The sequence below is a fragment of the Finegoldia dalianensis genome, assembly GCF_046255015.1.
GTDB classification, from domain to species: Bacteria; Bacillota; Clostridia; order Tissierellales; family Peptoniphilaceae; genus Finegoldia; species Finegoldia magna.
The window spans coordinates 216461-231082 of the sequence record NZ_JBDLBQ010000002.1; the positions used below are offsets into that span (position 1 = coordinate 216461).

General features: G+C 35.3%; 10 protein-coding genes. 6 read left to right on the forward strand and 4 right to left on the reverse strand.

Translation table 11 applies throughout. From position 1 onward, the window contains the following. The first annotated feature begins 73 nt into the window (after nucleotides 1-73). Nucleotides 74-1255 (forward strand): cation diffusion facilitator family transporter, encoded by a 1182-nt coding sequence (locus tag ABDJ34_RS03580; protein ID WP_412701393.1) that lies wholly within the window; start codon nucleotides 74-76, stop codon nucleotides 1253-1255. A 1-nt stretch (nucleotide 1256) separates the two neighbouring features. Then, nucleotides 1257-1895 carry a phosphatase PAP2 family protein gene (locus ABDJ34_RS03585; protein WP_412701394.1) on the forward strand — a complete coding sequence of 213 codons (639 nt, stop codon included), beginning with the start codon at nucleotides 1257-1259 and terminating at the stop codon, nucleotides 1893-1895. A gap of 33 nt (nucleotides 1896-1928) precedes the next feature. Here ABDJ34_RS03585 and ABDJ34_RS03590 read toward each other — a convergent pair whose 3' ends face one another. Beyond that, nucleotides 1929-2186, reverse strand: a complete 258-nt coding sequence (locus ABDJ34_RS03590) for a hypothetical protein (protein ID WP_412701395.1) — start codon at nucleotides 2184-2186, stop codon at nucleotides 1929-1931. Between the two features lie 10 nt (nucleotides 2187-2196). Continuing rightward, the gene (locus tag ABDJ34_RS03595) at nucleotides 2197-2697 is read right to left on the reverse strand and encodes an ECF transporter S component (protein ID WP_412701396.1); all 501 of its coding nucleotides are present in this window, start codon (nucleotides 2695-2697) and stop codon (nucleotides 2197-2199) included. Between the two features lie 397 nt (nucleotides 2698-3094). Here ABDJ34_RS03595 and ABDJ34_RS03600 point away from each other — a divergent pair, with 397 nt between their 5' ends. Both ABDJ34_RS03600 and ABDJ34_RS03605 read left to right on the forward strand, forming a co-directional pair. Continuing rightward, nucleotides 3095-8938 (forward strand): cell wall-binding repeat-containing protein, encoded by a 5844-nt coding sequence (locus tag ABDJ34_RS03600; protein WP_412701397.1) that lies wholly within the window; start codon nucleotides 3095-3097, stop codon nucleotides 8936-8938. A 97-nt stretch (nucleotides 8939-9035) separates the two neighbouring features. After that, a complete protein-coding gene (locus tag ABDJ34_RS03605) occupies nucleotides 9036-10217 on the forward strand; it encodes an MSCRAMM family protein (RefSeq protein WP_412701398.1) in 1182 nt (393 codons plus the stop codon). Nucleotides 10218-10256: 39 nt separating this feature from the next. Here the strand turns inward: ABDJ34_RS03605 and ABDJ34_RS03610 are convergent, their stop codons facing one another. Continuing rightward, nucleotides 10257-10709 carry a COG2426 family protein gene (locus tag ABDJ34_RS03610; RefSeq protein ID WP_412701399.1) on the reverse strand — a complete coding sequence of 151 codons (453 nt, stop codon included), beginning with the start codon at nucleotides 10707-10709 and terminating at the stop codon, nucleotides 10257-10259. An 8-nt stretch (nucleotides 10710-10717) separates the two neighbouring features. Further along, a complete protein-coding gene (locus ABDJ34_RS03615) occupies nucleotides 10718-11368 on the reverse strand; it encodes an HAD family hydrolase (protein WP_412701400.1) in 651 nt (216 codons plus the stop codon). 161 nt (nucleotides 11369-11529) lie between these two features. Here ABDJ34_RS03615 and ABDJ34_RS03620 point away from each other — a divergent pair, with 161 nt between their 5' ends. Both ABDJ34_RS03620 and pepF read left to right on the forward strand, forming a co-directional pair. Further along, the gene (locus tag ABDJ34_RS03620; protein WP_412701401.1) at nucleotides 11530-12762 is read left to right on the forward strand and encodes an aminopeptidase; all 1233 of its coding nucleotides are present in this window, start codon (nucleotides 11530-11532) and stop codon (nucleotides 12760-12762) included. Continuing rightward, on the forward strand, nucleotides 12762-14558 hold the full coding sequence (pepF, locus tag ABDJ34_RS03625; protein WP_412701402.1) for an oligoendopeptidase F: 1797 nt from the start codon (nucleotides 12762-12764) through the stop codon (nucleotides 14556-14558). Before ABDJ34_RS03620 ends, pepF begins: the two co-directional genes overlap by 1 nt. Nucleotides 14559-14622: the final 64 nt, after the last annotated feature.

Consider the following 14622-nt stretch of genomic DNA (forward strand, 5'->3'; position numbering starts at 1 on the left):
TTTTGTTAATTGTGAACATTTGATATAAACTCTGATATAATAATAAAATAATTACATTTTAAGGAAGGATTTTATGATAGATTTTTTGATTCAAAAATTTGTTAAAAATTACGAGGACACGCAAAGCTTCACTACGCGTAGATCATACGGGAATTTGAGCAGTGCTGTGGGATTGTTCATTAACTTATTTTTGTTTTCTACTAAATTAATAATAGGATTACTCACTAATTCCATAGCGATAATGGCTGATGCTATCAACAATTTATCGGATTGTTTCAGTATTATTCTGATGGTTCTAAGCTTTAGTATGAGCACGAAACCCGCCGATGAAAAACATCCGTACGGTCATTCAAGATTAGAGTACATCTTCTCGTCATTGATTACGATTTTGGTTATTTACATCGGGGTGAAATTGGTCGTTGCATCATTCAAGAAGATTATTCACCCGGAAATTATCACATTCAACATATATTCATTGATTGTTCTAATAGTAGCGATTGTGGCGAAGTTTTGGCTAAGCAAATTTTACTACAAAATTTCCAAGAAAATCGACTCAGATTTGTTGATGGCAACATCTGTGGATTCAAAAAGCGACTGCATATCCACATCCATAGTACTTATTTCTGTAGTAGTATTCAAATTGACAGGACTTAATATCGACGCATACATCGGACTTTTGGGTGGTGTTATCATCATCAAAAACGGATTTGAAATGATAACTGACACTGTGGACAAACTTTTGGGAACGGGTGCATCCAGAAAATTCGAACGTGAAATCACCGATTTCATCACATCATACGACGGGATTTACGGGGCACACGATTTGAGAGTTCACGATTACGGTCCAGGTCACATCTTCATAACTGTGGATGTGGAAGTGGATAGTTCCGAAGAATTCATCAAATTACACTCATTAGCTGATAGAATTGAAAGAGATTTGATAGAACAAAAAGGCGTGTACTCCACTATTCACATGGATCCGTTGGCAGTAAACAATCCGAAAGTTCAAAACTTGCACGAAATTGTCGCAAAAATCATCGACGATGTAAACGACGAATGGATATTGAACGATTTTAGGATTTGTCCTAAAAAAGAAGGCGATGAGATGATTTTCGACATAAGAGTAGATATAGATGAAAAAATGGAAGACAAGGAAATAGTCGATATTGTGAAAGGCAAAATCCTATCGCAAATCACTGACTACAAGCCAATTATAGCTATTACAAGAGGATATCAAAGAAGAAACTTTTATTAAAATGAAAAACATTAAACGAATTTACGATCAAAACCCACTCAAATTCATACTTGAAGTCTACGCAGTGTATTTGGTGTGGTTTTTTGCAATGGAAAAAATACCCAATAGAAATTATCACATAGTATATTCGAAACTAGACGACTACATTCCTTTTTATAAACCAGCGATACTTATGTACTCATCGTGGTTTTTGATGCTAGTTATACCATTTGTGTATCTATTAAAGAGAAAATCATACGATAATATGTACAACATAATTATTCCGATGTTTTCTGTGATGTTCATATCACTGATAATTTATATGATATATCCGACAGCACTTGACATCAGAGTAACTGATATCACTGGAAATGATATTTGTGCGTGGATAATAAAGGGAATTCACAAGATAGACCCACCAAATAACGTGTGTCCAAGCATTCACGTATCGACAACCGTGATAATTGACAACCAGTTTCGAAAAATATTGAAAAATAACGGAAAGCTCAAAGTATTATTCTTGTTGTGGGATGTGGGAATTTGCATAAGCACTATGCTTGTAAAACAACACAGCATTATCGATGTAGTGTGTGGAATTATTCTAGCTCATGTTATACTTTTAGTATTCAATAGAAAACAAAACACAGCTTATCACTATTAGTGACAGGCTGTGTTTTTTGGTTTGTAGAATAATTTATTTGTTTGAAACTGGGAAAACAAATGATAATATCATTAAAATCGCAAACGCGAAAATTGATATAACATTGATTATAACATGCAATAATCTGAGATTTTTGTTGGATATTTGATTTCTTAAAGCCAAATTCAAAATAGCGAACGGAATCAAACACAACAAAACAAAACCTTGTTGACCGAATCCATCAAAAAATATCAGTCCGATTAATACAATAATTTGTGCCAAATAAGAAAATGGTATTAGCAATTTCTTCATAAAATACTCTCTAGTCTTTCAATATAGATTCAGTTATTTTCAAAAATCTCTTCCAAATAAGTGCAAATATCACAAAATTCACAGCAGCTTGGACTGAGTTTGGAAGAATTGTAGCGATTGCCGTCTTGTTTCCGTAAAGAATTACAGATGTGAAGTAATATCCCACGACCATCACCAATTCGCAAATAATTCCAGCAATTAGAACGGTGGATGTTTTTTGATTGTTGATTTTCTTCAAGAACAATCCCATTACAAGTGCCATCAAACCTTTGACTACGAATGTAAATGGTGCAAACGCCGCATAACCAAGCAATAAATCCGCCAAGCTTGATCCGAATGCTGCGGCAATCATTCCTATAACTGGTCCAAATGCGACAGTGGATAATAATATAATGAAGTCTCCAAGATTAACATAACCCATCGCAGGTGACACTGGGATTTTGATTACCATCGTGAAAAACGTTGTAAGTGCAATGAAAATCGCTGTTGTTGTAATTTTTCTAGTATTCATTTAATCCTCCTCTCATATATTATAGAGTATTTGTGTGGTGGTTAATAGTAACAAATTCTGAAAAAATTATGGTAACAGATTTCATAATAAAATTTGTTAGAAAAAATATTTTTGAAAAATAATGTAACAAAAGGGCACGTTTTACACATTATTATTCAATTAAATAATAAAAAAACAATGAACAATAAATGTTATCAGTAATTTGTCGAAATAAAACAAGGAAATTTACAAAATAAATAAATCGTAACAAAAAAATGAATGAAAACGATAGAAGTATATTTATAAAATAAGAAATTCAAAAATAGATTGACATTTACTATGTAGTTAAGTAAAATTATCTTATGAGCAAAAAGCAATTATTTTGCCGTTTTTGCATATAAAAAAGTAGGAGGGAAATATGAAACCATATTCCAAAAAGTTTTTAGCTGGTGTGTTATTGTTTTCATTGGTATTGCCGAGTGCAACGACATTCGCAACTAACCAAACAGACAGTACTACATATGCTAAACTTCAAGAACAAGGCGTAAAGGCAGACCAAGAAGTCAAAGTTATCGTAGAAACTAGTGACAAGGCTGCTATCGAAAGAGAACCAAACGTAAAGAGCGCGAGATTCTCAAAAGCTGTGAAGGCATCTGATGCGGATGTTAAGAAAACTTCAGAAAACATCAAAACTAAACTTAACAAAGAAAACGTTAAAGTTGACAAAGAAGATGAATTTTCTGCAGTTATCACAGGTTTCTCAGCAAAAGTTAAAGCAAAAGACATTGACAAATTGAGAAAACAACCTGGAGTTAAAAAGGTTACAACTCAAATGAAGGCTGAAAGACCAAAAGGAGGAGCATCTCCAAACTTGGCTTCAGCTCCAGGAATGATTAAGGCTAATACTTTGTGGGATCAATACGATTTCTCAGGACAAGGAATGTTAATTAGTATTATAGATACTGGTGTCGATCCATCTCACAAAGATATGAAACTATCTCCTGATATCAAATCTAAATACGATAGCGAAGACGAAGTTAACAAAGTTATCAAAGAAAATGGACTAAAAGGTAAATGGTACAACAATAAAGTTCCTTATGGATACAACTATGCTGATGAATCAGATGAAATCAGAGATTCTGGTATCGGTGGATACCACGGAATGCACGTAGCTGGTATAGTTGCTGCAAATGGTGACACAGGAAATGAAGGAGTAAAGGGAGTAGCACCAAACGCACAATTATTAGCGATGAAGGTATTCAGCAACGATGCATTAGTATCTACAGTTTACGAAGAAGTATGGTTGAAAGCGATTGACGATTCTGTGAAACTTGGTGCAGACGTATTGAACATGAGTTTGGGAATGGGTTCAGGTTACAGTAGAGATGGAATATCTCCTACTAACGAAGCATTCAACAAAGCTAAAGCTGCCGGTGTTGTATGCGCAGTTGCCATGGGTAATGACCGTGTTACAAACTGGGGTGGAGAAGGCAAGACTAACTTAGCTATCAACCCTGACTTTGGTACTACAGGACACCCTGCAGTTGCAGATCCATCTTATGCAGTAGCATCAATGGAAAACACAAATATGAGAGGAAGAGTTGTAGAAGTAGAAGGACAACCTGAAATCTCAGCAGGTACTGCAGAAGGCGAAAACGAAAAGACAACAACAGGATTGAAAGAATATGTTGATGTTGGATTAGGAAATGAAGATGGTGATTACAAAGGAAAAAATGTAAAAGATAAAATTGTCCTTGCACAAAGAGGCGACAAATCTTTTAACGAAAAAGCTGAACTTGCGAAAAAATACGAAGCAGCTGGTATCATAATTTATAATACTGAAAAAGGCAGTCAATTATCTTTCATGTCTGGAATGGTAAATAAAGAATTCCCTTCAGTATTCATTAGCCATGAAGATGGATTAAAATTAATAAAATTACAAGAAACAAAACCAGAACAAAAAATCAACATCACTCCAGTACATTCTGTTAAGAATCCAAAAGGTGAACAAATGAGTGAGTTCTCATCTTGGGGAATCACACCTGATTTGAGATTAAAACCAGACATCGCAGGTGTTGGTGGACAAATCTACTCAACAATAAATGAAGACAAATACACTACAATGAGTGGTACATCCATGGCAACTCCACAAGTTGCAGGTGCAAGTGCATTAGTAATGCAAAGATTGTACAAAGATGGTTTCTTAAAGAGAACTGCTGATGGAAAACCAGACCCAATTCAAGAATACTTGACAGTTTTGGTAATGATGAACACAGCTACTCCTGTAAAAGACACAGAAGTAGATGAAGCTTCATTGTACACTCCAAAACAACAAGGTGCAGGACTTGTGGACCTTGAAAAAGCAGCTACAACTCACGTAACTGTAACAGCTACTGGTGGAAAAGATACAAAAGAAGACGGTAAATTAGAATTAGGCGAAGTTGGAGATCAATTCAACGCTACATTCAAATTAAAGAACTACTCCAAGGATAAGGACATCACATTTACAGCAAAATACATCTCATTAAAAGATGAAGTTAAAGATGGAAGATACACAGAACATTCATCTGTTGCAGGAGAAGATACTTTAACTAAAGTTACAGTACCAGCAGGAAAAGAAGTAGAATACACTGCAACAATACCTACAGATAATATTGACAAGAATCAATTCGCACAAGGATATGTAATGTTCAAATCTGATGACAATCCAACACTTTCAGTTCCTTACACTGGATTCAAGGGCGATTGGTCAGAACCACAATTCTTGGACAACATGCCTGATTTTAGTAAAGATGTAAACTACAAGCCAATAGAATATCCTAATGGTGGAGTAGACAAATCAGGATTTATGAGAAGACAAGAACAAGGTGGATGGAATTACTGGAACGCTTGGAATGTAGATGGCAAACCAACAGTATTCGTTAACTCAAACAAACAAGAAGGAATGAATGCAGAAGTTGCACCAGTAATAACAATCATGAGAAACGCTCTTGATGTAAAATACGACATCTTGGACAAAGATGGAAAAACATTGAGAAACTTATTCATCGACCCAATTCTTCTAAAAGTAAATGGATTGTACAAAGACAATGGCAAGTACAATTTCGAATACGTTCCTGGTGGAGCTGCTTGGGATTTCAAAGACTCAAAAGGAAATCCAGTTGAACAAGGACAATATATCTACCAAATCAAAGGTCACGTAGACTACAAGGATGCTAAGGATAAGGAACAAAAATATCAATACAATATAGTATTAGACAACGAAGCACCTAAATTAAGCTACAAATACGATAAAGATAACAGAGAAATAACTGTAACTGCAAATGATAACTTAGCAGGAGTATTCAGTGTAGGATATGAAAACTTAAAAACTGGTGAATGGCACGAACAAGAAGTTAGAAAAGATGATCAAAAGAAAAATCTTGGAATAGTAAGAGATTACGAATATACATTCAAAATAGCTGATGGATTTGATATTTCTAACATGGGAGTTTACACATGGGATAACTCAAGAAATTTTGTTGGCAAGCCAGTAGATAAAAAAGAAACTGGATTGACTCCTCAAGATATCAAAACAACAGATATGACATTGAGAGTAAATGACCCAATGCCTACAGTAGAAGATGTTAAGAAACACCTAGAAGGATTACCAGAAGGTGCAAAGGTTGAAATCAAAGAACCTGAATTCATTGAAAACACTCTTAAATCCACTGAAAAAGCTGGAGAATTTACGATTACAGCGGCAGTTACTGTAGATGGAGTTGAAACTTATTACTATATTAAAGTTAAAGTTGAAGCAATCAAACCAATTGAATTAACTGTTGGGGATGATCTTCTTAAAACAGAACAAGTAAAAGCACACCTTGATTTCTTACCAGAAGATGCAAAGGTTAGAATAATTAAGAATGTTGATACAAAAGAACCTGGTGAATTTGGATTAAAAGTAGAAGTTAAAATTGACGGTAAGAAAACTTACTACACAATTCCAGTTATCGTAAAAGATAAAGAAAAACCAGATGATAAGCCAACACAACCAGAAGAAAAACCAGAAAAACCAGTTTACACAATGCCTGTAATAACAGTAGAAAACCCAGATTACTATGCAGCATTTGGTAAATACGAAGACGAAAAAGACCCAGAATCTTACAAGAAGATTCACGTACAAGGTAATGTAACTCACATTGACCAATTAGACAAGTTAACATTAACTATCACAAAAGATGGTAAACAAGTAGAAGGAACAGAAGTTCAAGAAATCAAAGTTACCAAAGATAAAGATGGCAATTTCGTATTTGATCACGAATTAGACATCTCTGGATTGGAAGATGGATTTGTTTACGAATTGCAACTAAAAGTTACAGGACAAAACATCGAAGGACGTCCTCTTGTAGATACTATCATCAGAAGAATCAGAAAAGACTACGTTGCTCCAGAAATTGATTATGAAGTAATACAAGAAGATGAAAAAGCCCCAATGGCTAAGATTAAAGTAAAAGGTCATGAAAACATGACTTACTTGGAAATGTATCTTAACAATTCAATGCTTTCAAGAATAGACAAAACTTGGGATGCGTTCGAACTTGAAGAAGGCGTTGACGGAGAATTTGAAATAGAAGTTCCATTGGAAATCGGCGAAAACAAATTCCAAATCAAAGCATACGACGATGCAGGAAATGAAACAATCGAAGACGTTGTAATCAACAGAAAAGACCCTAACGCAGTAGATCCAGTTGATACAACAGACTTATTGAACAACTTATTAAAAGCACATTCAATAGTAGAAGTTCCTGAAAAATACGAAGTAACTGATGAACAATTAGCTGAACTAAAAGATTTGATTGAACAAGCAAGAAAAGCTATTTCTGAACAACAACCACAAGACAAGGTTGATGAAATCAACAACAAATTAAAAGAAGCTTTGGCTAATATCAAAGAAAAAGAAGCTAAGAAAGTTGATAAGAAAGAACTTATCGGTCAAAAAGAAGATGCAGAAGAATTGTTGAAGAAGAAAGATGATTATAAACTTAACGAACAACAAGAAAAAGCATTAAAAGATTTGATCAAAAAAGCTGAAGATTTAGTTAAGAAAGAAGATGCAACTCAAGAAGAAGTTGACAAATTAGCTAAAGAAATCAAAGCTGAAATAGCTAAGATAAAAGAAGCTGGCGACAAAGATCCAGACAAACCTGGCGACAAACCTGGTGACAAACCTGGCGACAAACCTGGTGACAAACCTGGCGACAAACCTGGTGACAAACCTGGCGACAAACCTGGTGACAAACCTGGCGATAAACCTGGCGATAAAGATCCAGAACAACCTGGAACAGTAACACCAACACCAAGTAACCCTGGCACAACACCAAGCGTACCTGGAACAACAACTCCAAGCACACCAGCTGAACAACAAAAAACTACAACAAGAGTTGCAGGAGCTGACAGAATTCAAACATCAGTAGAAGTATCCAAGAAATACTACAAATCTGCTGAAACAGTAATCTTAGCAAACTACGAAAAATTCGCAGACAGCTTATCAGCATCAGCATTATCAAAAGCATTAAAAGCACCTATCCTACTTGTTAAAAAAGATCAATTAGATTCAGTAGTAGCACAAGAAATCAAGAGATTAGGAGCTAAAAATGTAATCGTAATAGGTGGAGAAAAATCAGTAGATAAAGCTAAAAACAGCCTATCACAATACAACGTTAGAACAATAGCAGGAGCTAATCGTTACGAAACAAGCGCTAAGATTGCACAAGAAATAATTAAGCTAACAGGAACTAAAAAAGCTGTAATAGCAAGTGGAGAAGTATTCGCAGACGCATTAACAGTAGCGCCACTAGCTAACAAAAACAACATGCCAATACTACTTGTACAACAAAACAACATACCAAAAGCAACACAAGAAGTATTGAAACAAATGGATGAAGTATTAGTAGTGGGTGGAGAAAAGACAATCTCCAAAGAAGTAGAAAACAAACTACCAAACCCTACAAGAATAGCAGGAGCGAACCGTTACGAAACAGCAAAGAAAATCTACGAATATGGCTTCAAAGATAGAAAAGAAGTTAACATCGCAAATGGAACAACAGCAGCAGACAGCTTAGTAATAGGCTCCATAGATTGCCCAATATTATTAGCAGAAGCAAATGAAATTCCAGAAGCTACAAAACAAGCTTTCAAAGAAGCAAAATTTGAAAAAGTTAATGTATTTGGTGGAGAAAACTCAATAAGTGAATCAGTTGTAAAAGAATTGATCAAATAGAGTAGTAAAAGTCGCACGATAATATCGTGCGATTTTTTTGGCTAAAATTGGGAAAAAACGCTTCTTTTATGATATATTATTAAATAGGAGAAGTGTTATGAAAATTTTGAAAAAACTACTATTCGTTTTAGTGGTGATAGTTATGATACCTCAAATCGCCACAGCATCGGAAATAGATAAAATAGACAATATAATCAATCCAAATAGAGGACAAAATGATAGTGTCAGCAAGAAAATTATGCAAAACTTTAAAACTAACTTATCATTTGCAGTAAAACAAGCGATGGATGAGGATAATGCTATATTAAAAATCACCGTATTGGACAAAAAAAGCAAACCAATACCGAAAGTTGAGATAATAGTAACTGATCTTCAGACTGGCAAATCTCGAGAAAATCAGACAGATGAAAAAGGAGAAGCACAATTTTATAAGCTTGCACCATCAGAGCATTCCGTGAAGGTAGTGTCTGCTCCGTCGGGATATTTCTTCGATGAACAAAAAGTGTTACTTGAAAACAACACCGATAATTCCAAAACTTTGATTGCCAAGACAAGAGAGGACAAGGACAAGAAATATAAAATAACTTATAGAATAACCGATAAATACGCAATTGCCCTGAAAGAAATAGATGTCAGATTGCAATCGGATACAAAAGAATACTTGTCAAAAACCGATATGTTTGGTTATGCGTATTTTGAAGTAGAAGATCCTGGGAAATATCAGGTGTACGTGGACAAAATGAGTGAATATTTTGAAAAACATGATAATTTCAAAATCAATGACATTGAGATTAATCCAAATTCAGAAGAATCTATTTATAGTTCACAAATAGACGAACAAATCAAAAAAGAGTTTGAATCAGCACTTATAATCAACGTGAAAAAAGCCGACAAACCACAAGAAAAAGTCCTTGTTTCATTAAAAGACAGAAGAACAGATATGTATGCATTCCAGTACACAAATAAAGAAGGAAAAGTAGTATTCGACAATTTGTTTCCGGGAAACTACGTTCTTACTGTAAATAACGAAGATAGGTTGACAGAAAACGGAGTCGGAGGAGTTATTTTAAAAGAAGGGCAAGTGCGTGAGTTCGATGTAGTATTGTCACAAAGTGATTTGTCTAAGAAATCCCTTGTGGTAGAAAAGAAGGAACACGTCGATGAAAAACTACCAGAATCTGGAAATAAAGACGAAAGAATGATGATTTTATTCTCTGTGGGAATAATAGTGTTGGCGTATTTATATTTGAACAAACAAAAAAGAGAAAATAATAATTAACCTAAAAAAAGACCTTCACAGGTCTTTTTTGATTGCCAATTATTTAATTACATTCAATACTCCCATTGTTGAAAGCATCACGATAGTTCCTGCTGTTATTACTCCCAAGGTTATTGGAAGCATGCTTTTTTTAGGTGTCAATCTCAAGAATGATGCTACCAATGCGCCAGTCCAAGCACCTGTTCCAGGAAGTGGAATCGCCACCAAAATGTAGAGTCCAAGTCTTCCGTATTTGTCGATTGTTTTGCTTTTTTCTTGTGCTTTTTTATTAATCCAATCCACAAATGGTTTGAAAGTGTCGATTGTATCCAACCATTGTAGGACTTTTTGTGTCAACAAAATCAAAAATGGTATCGGTAAGATGTTGCCTATTACAGACAAGAAGAACGCTAATGCAGGGTTGATGTTATTTGCAAGTGCGTAAATCATCGACCCTCTGATTTCTAAAACAGGAAGCATGGACAATATGAACATATAAATTATTTTATTCATACAATCTCCTATTTAAACAAATCGTAGTCCAAATCATCGTAGGATTCGATGTATTGTTCCACTTTTTCATCTATTATATCATATTCATTAACAGTGGACTCGTCAGTTATTCCCACAATTTTAAATCCCATTTTGTCGACTGTATCGATGCAGTACAATGCATCTTCAAATACAATCGTGTTATCCACATTAGAGCCCAATTTTTCCATTGCATTATTCCAATATTCGTTTTCGTATTTGTGGTAACCTATGGATTTACAAGTTTGCACGAATTCGAAATAATCCAATATCCCTTGCTTTTCAAGAGCAGGAATTGCCAAGTGGTCTTCTGTGGCTGTTGCAACACACATTTTAATTCCCATTGATTTTAGTTTTTCGAGCATATCCAAAACGCCCGGTTTCAAATCAAATTCATTCATATATCCGTTTCTAATTGTGTAATATATAAAGTTCAAACCATCGTCTGTGGTTTTTTTGATGTCAAAAGTTTCGTGAATGTAGTCTATGGATGTCAAAAGCGTTTTGGTTTTGATTTTTTTGATAAAATCATCGTCTGGTGTTATTCCCAAATTTTTCATGTAATCTAAAATAACTCTGTTCCATTTGTACATGGAGTTAATCAAAGTTCCATCCATATCAAAAATTGCGTATTTAATCATAAATTCATCCTTTCATTTATATTTAGATTTTAGTATATGGGGTATGTAAAGTCAATCAAAATCCAGTGTTTTTACGTATTTTACAAATATTTTATTTTTATAAAATTGAAAAATTATTGGGAAAACCATATAATATTATTAGTGATACGAGGAGGAATAATATGGAAAATTTTGACAAAAAACTAAACAATTACGCAAGATTAATTATCGAAAAAGGAATCAATGCAAACGATAGACCACTTGTGATTCGTTGTGCAGTTGAAAGAGCTGATTTTGCAAGACTTTTGGTGAAATACGCTTACGAAAAAGGCTGCAGCGAAGTTATTATGGAATGGAATGACGATGCAATCAACAGAATGTACTACGAAAACGCATCAGAAGAAGCTTTGAAGGACTTTCCAGATTTTATCGTTGAAAAATCCAAATACTATTTTGAGAAAAAAGCAGGCGTAATATCTGTATCTTGCCAAGATCCTGAAAATTTGAAGGGTGTGGATGCTGACAGAGTTCAAATGAGATCCAAGGTTTCTGCTGAAAAAATGAAGCCAATTCAAAAATACACAATGAATGACATCAACAGCTGGTGTGTTGTCGCAGCTCCAAGTGTTGGCTGGGCGAAGAGAGTGTTCCCAGAACTTTCAGAACAAGAAGCTGTAGAAAAATTGTGGGATCAAATCTTCAAGGCGACTCGTTCTGACACAGAAGATCCTATCAAAGCGTGGGATGAACATTTGGATACAATGAACAAACACGCAGAGTTTATGAACAAGCACCAATTCGTAAAGCTTCACTACACAAATTCATTGGGAACTGATTTGACAATCGAACTTCCAAAAGGACACGTGTGGATAGCTGCACAATCCACAGATAATTACGGAAATGATTTCGTGCCAAACATTCCAACAGAAGAAGTGTTCACAGCACCTCACAAAGACAAGGTAAACGGCGTTGTGTACAGCACTAAGCCTTTGAATTACGGTGGCAACACTATCGACAAGATGAGATTTGAATTTAAAGATGGAAAAGTTGTGGATTTCGATGCAGAAATTGGCAAGGAAACTTTGAAGAATATGTTCGATACTGATGAAAATGGAAAATACTTGGGAGAAGTGGCACTTGTTCCTTATGAATCACCAATTTCCAAATCAAACGTCACATTCATTAAAACATTGTACGACGAAAACGCATCATGTCACCTTGCATTCGGTCAAGCTTATCCAACTTGTGTAGAAGGTGGAGTAGACATGAATGAAGATGAATTGAAGAAAAATGGAATCAACGATTCATTGATTCACGTGGATTTCATGGTTGGTTCTGAAGATATGAGAATCGTTGGAACTACAGCTGACGGCAAAGAAGTAGAAGTATTTAAGGAAGGAAACTGGGCAATCTAATGGATATACTAAAATATTGCAAAAGAGAAGAGGCAGACCCACAATACATGTGGGATTTGTCTGCATTATATAAAACAGAAGAAGAATTCGAAAAAGCAGTGAAGACAATTGATTTGATGGCAGATGATTTCAAGAAAAATTATGAAAACAAACTCAAATCAGCAGACATCATCAAAAACGCAATGGACGATTACAGAGATATCGTGGCTAATATCGACCGCATCGCACACTACGCATCACTTGATGTGGAAGCAGACGGCCACAATGAAAAATCCCAAAAAAGAGCCATGACTACATTCACAAAAATCGCAGACATCGAAAACAAAATGAGCTTTTTTGAAACAGAACTTGTACAAGTTGACGAACAAACACTTGAAGAAGTGAAAAACGACACCAATAACACAAGATACATCGACGATTTGTTGAAGAAAAAAGAACACATCTTATCCAAAGAAGTGGAAAATGCTATAAGCAAATTCTCACAAACATTCAGCTCATTCTACGAAATCTACAACACAACTAAAATTCACGACATCACATTCCCAGATTTCGAAGTAAATGGCAAAAAATACGAAATGACTTACAATTTGTTTGAAGGAGTTTACGACAACGACCCCGACACAGATTTGAGAAGAAAATCATACGAAGTGTTCCACAAGGAGCTTGCAAAATACAAAAACACAACAGCGATGATTTATCTATCACATTGCCAAGCAGAAAAGGCAGAAAGTGAACTAAGAGGATACGATTCAGTGATCGATTTCTTGTTAGACAGACAAAACATTTCTCGTGAATTGTACGACAGACAACTAGATGTAATCATGCAAGAACTTCCTAAACACATGAGAAAATACGCCCAAATAATCAAAAAAGAATACGATTTGGACAAAGTTACATTCATGGACTTGAAGCTAGATGTGGAAAACTCATTCTCCAAAAACATTTCAGTAGAAGATGCGAGGAATTTGGTCAAAGACGGACTATCAATCCTAGGCGAAGATTATTCCAAAATGCTAGATCGTGCATTTGACGAAAAGTGGATTGATTTCGTAAACACATTTGGAAAATCAACAGGAGCATTCTGTGCATCTCCATTCTTGGCACACCCATACGTGTTGATATCTTGGACTGGCAAACTAACAGAAGCCATCGTATTATCACACGAATTGGGACATGCAGGACAATCCTACATCTCACAAAAAACACAAAACGTGTTGGACAACGACCCATCAATGTACTTCGTGGAATCACCATCCACAACAAACGAACTCATCATGAGCAGATACTTGCTAGAAAAAGCAACAACTGACCAAGAAAGAAGATACTTGTGTGGACAAATAATCTCTAGAACCTACTTCCACAACTTCGTCACACACTTCATCGAAGGATACTACCAAAGAGAAGTGTATAAATTAATCGATAAAAAAGAAGGATTCACAGCAGATGATTTGTCCAGAATCTTCAAAGAAACACTACAAAAATTCTGGGGAGAAGACGTTGAAATCAACGAAGGATCAGAATTGACATGGATGAGACAACCTCACTACTACATGGGATTGTATCCATACACTTACTCCGCAGGACTAACAATCGGAACACAAGTATCCAAAATGATTGTAGAAGAAGGAAAACCAGCAGCAGACAGATGGCTTAAAGCATTGGCATTAGGCTCCACAGAAGATTCTGTCGGAATCGCAAAAGCTGCAGGAGTAGACATCACAACAGATAAACCACTCAAAGACACAATAGAATACATCGGCAAAGTCATCGATGACATCGAAAAATACGACAAATAATATATAATTGGCATCGGTATCGGTGTCAATTAACATAGGAGCAACAAATGTATATACAATTTAA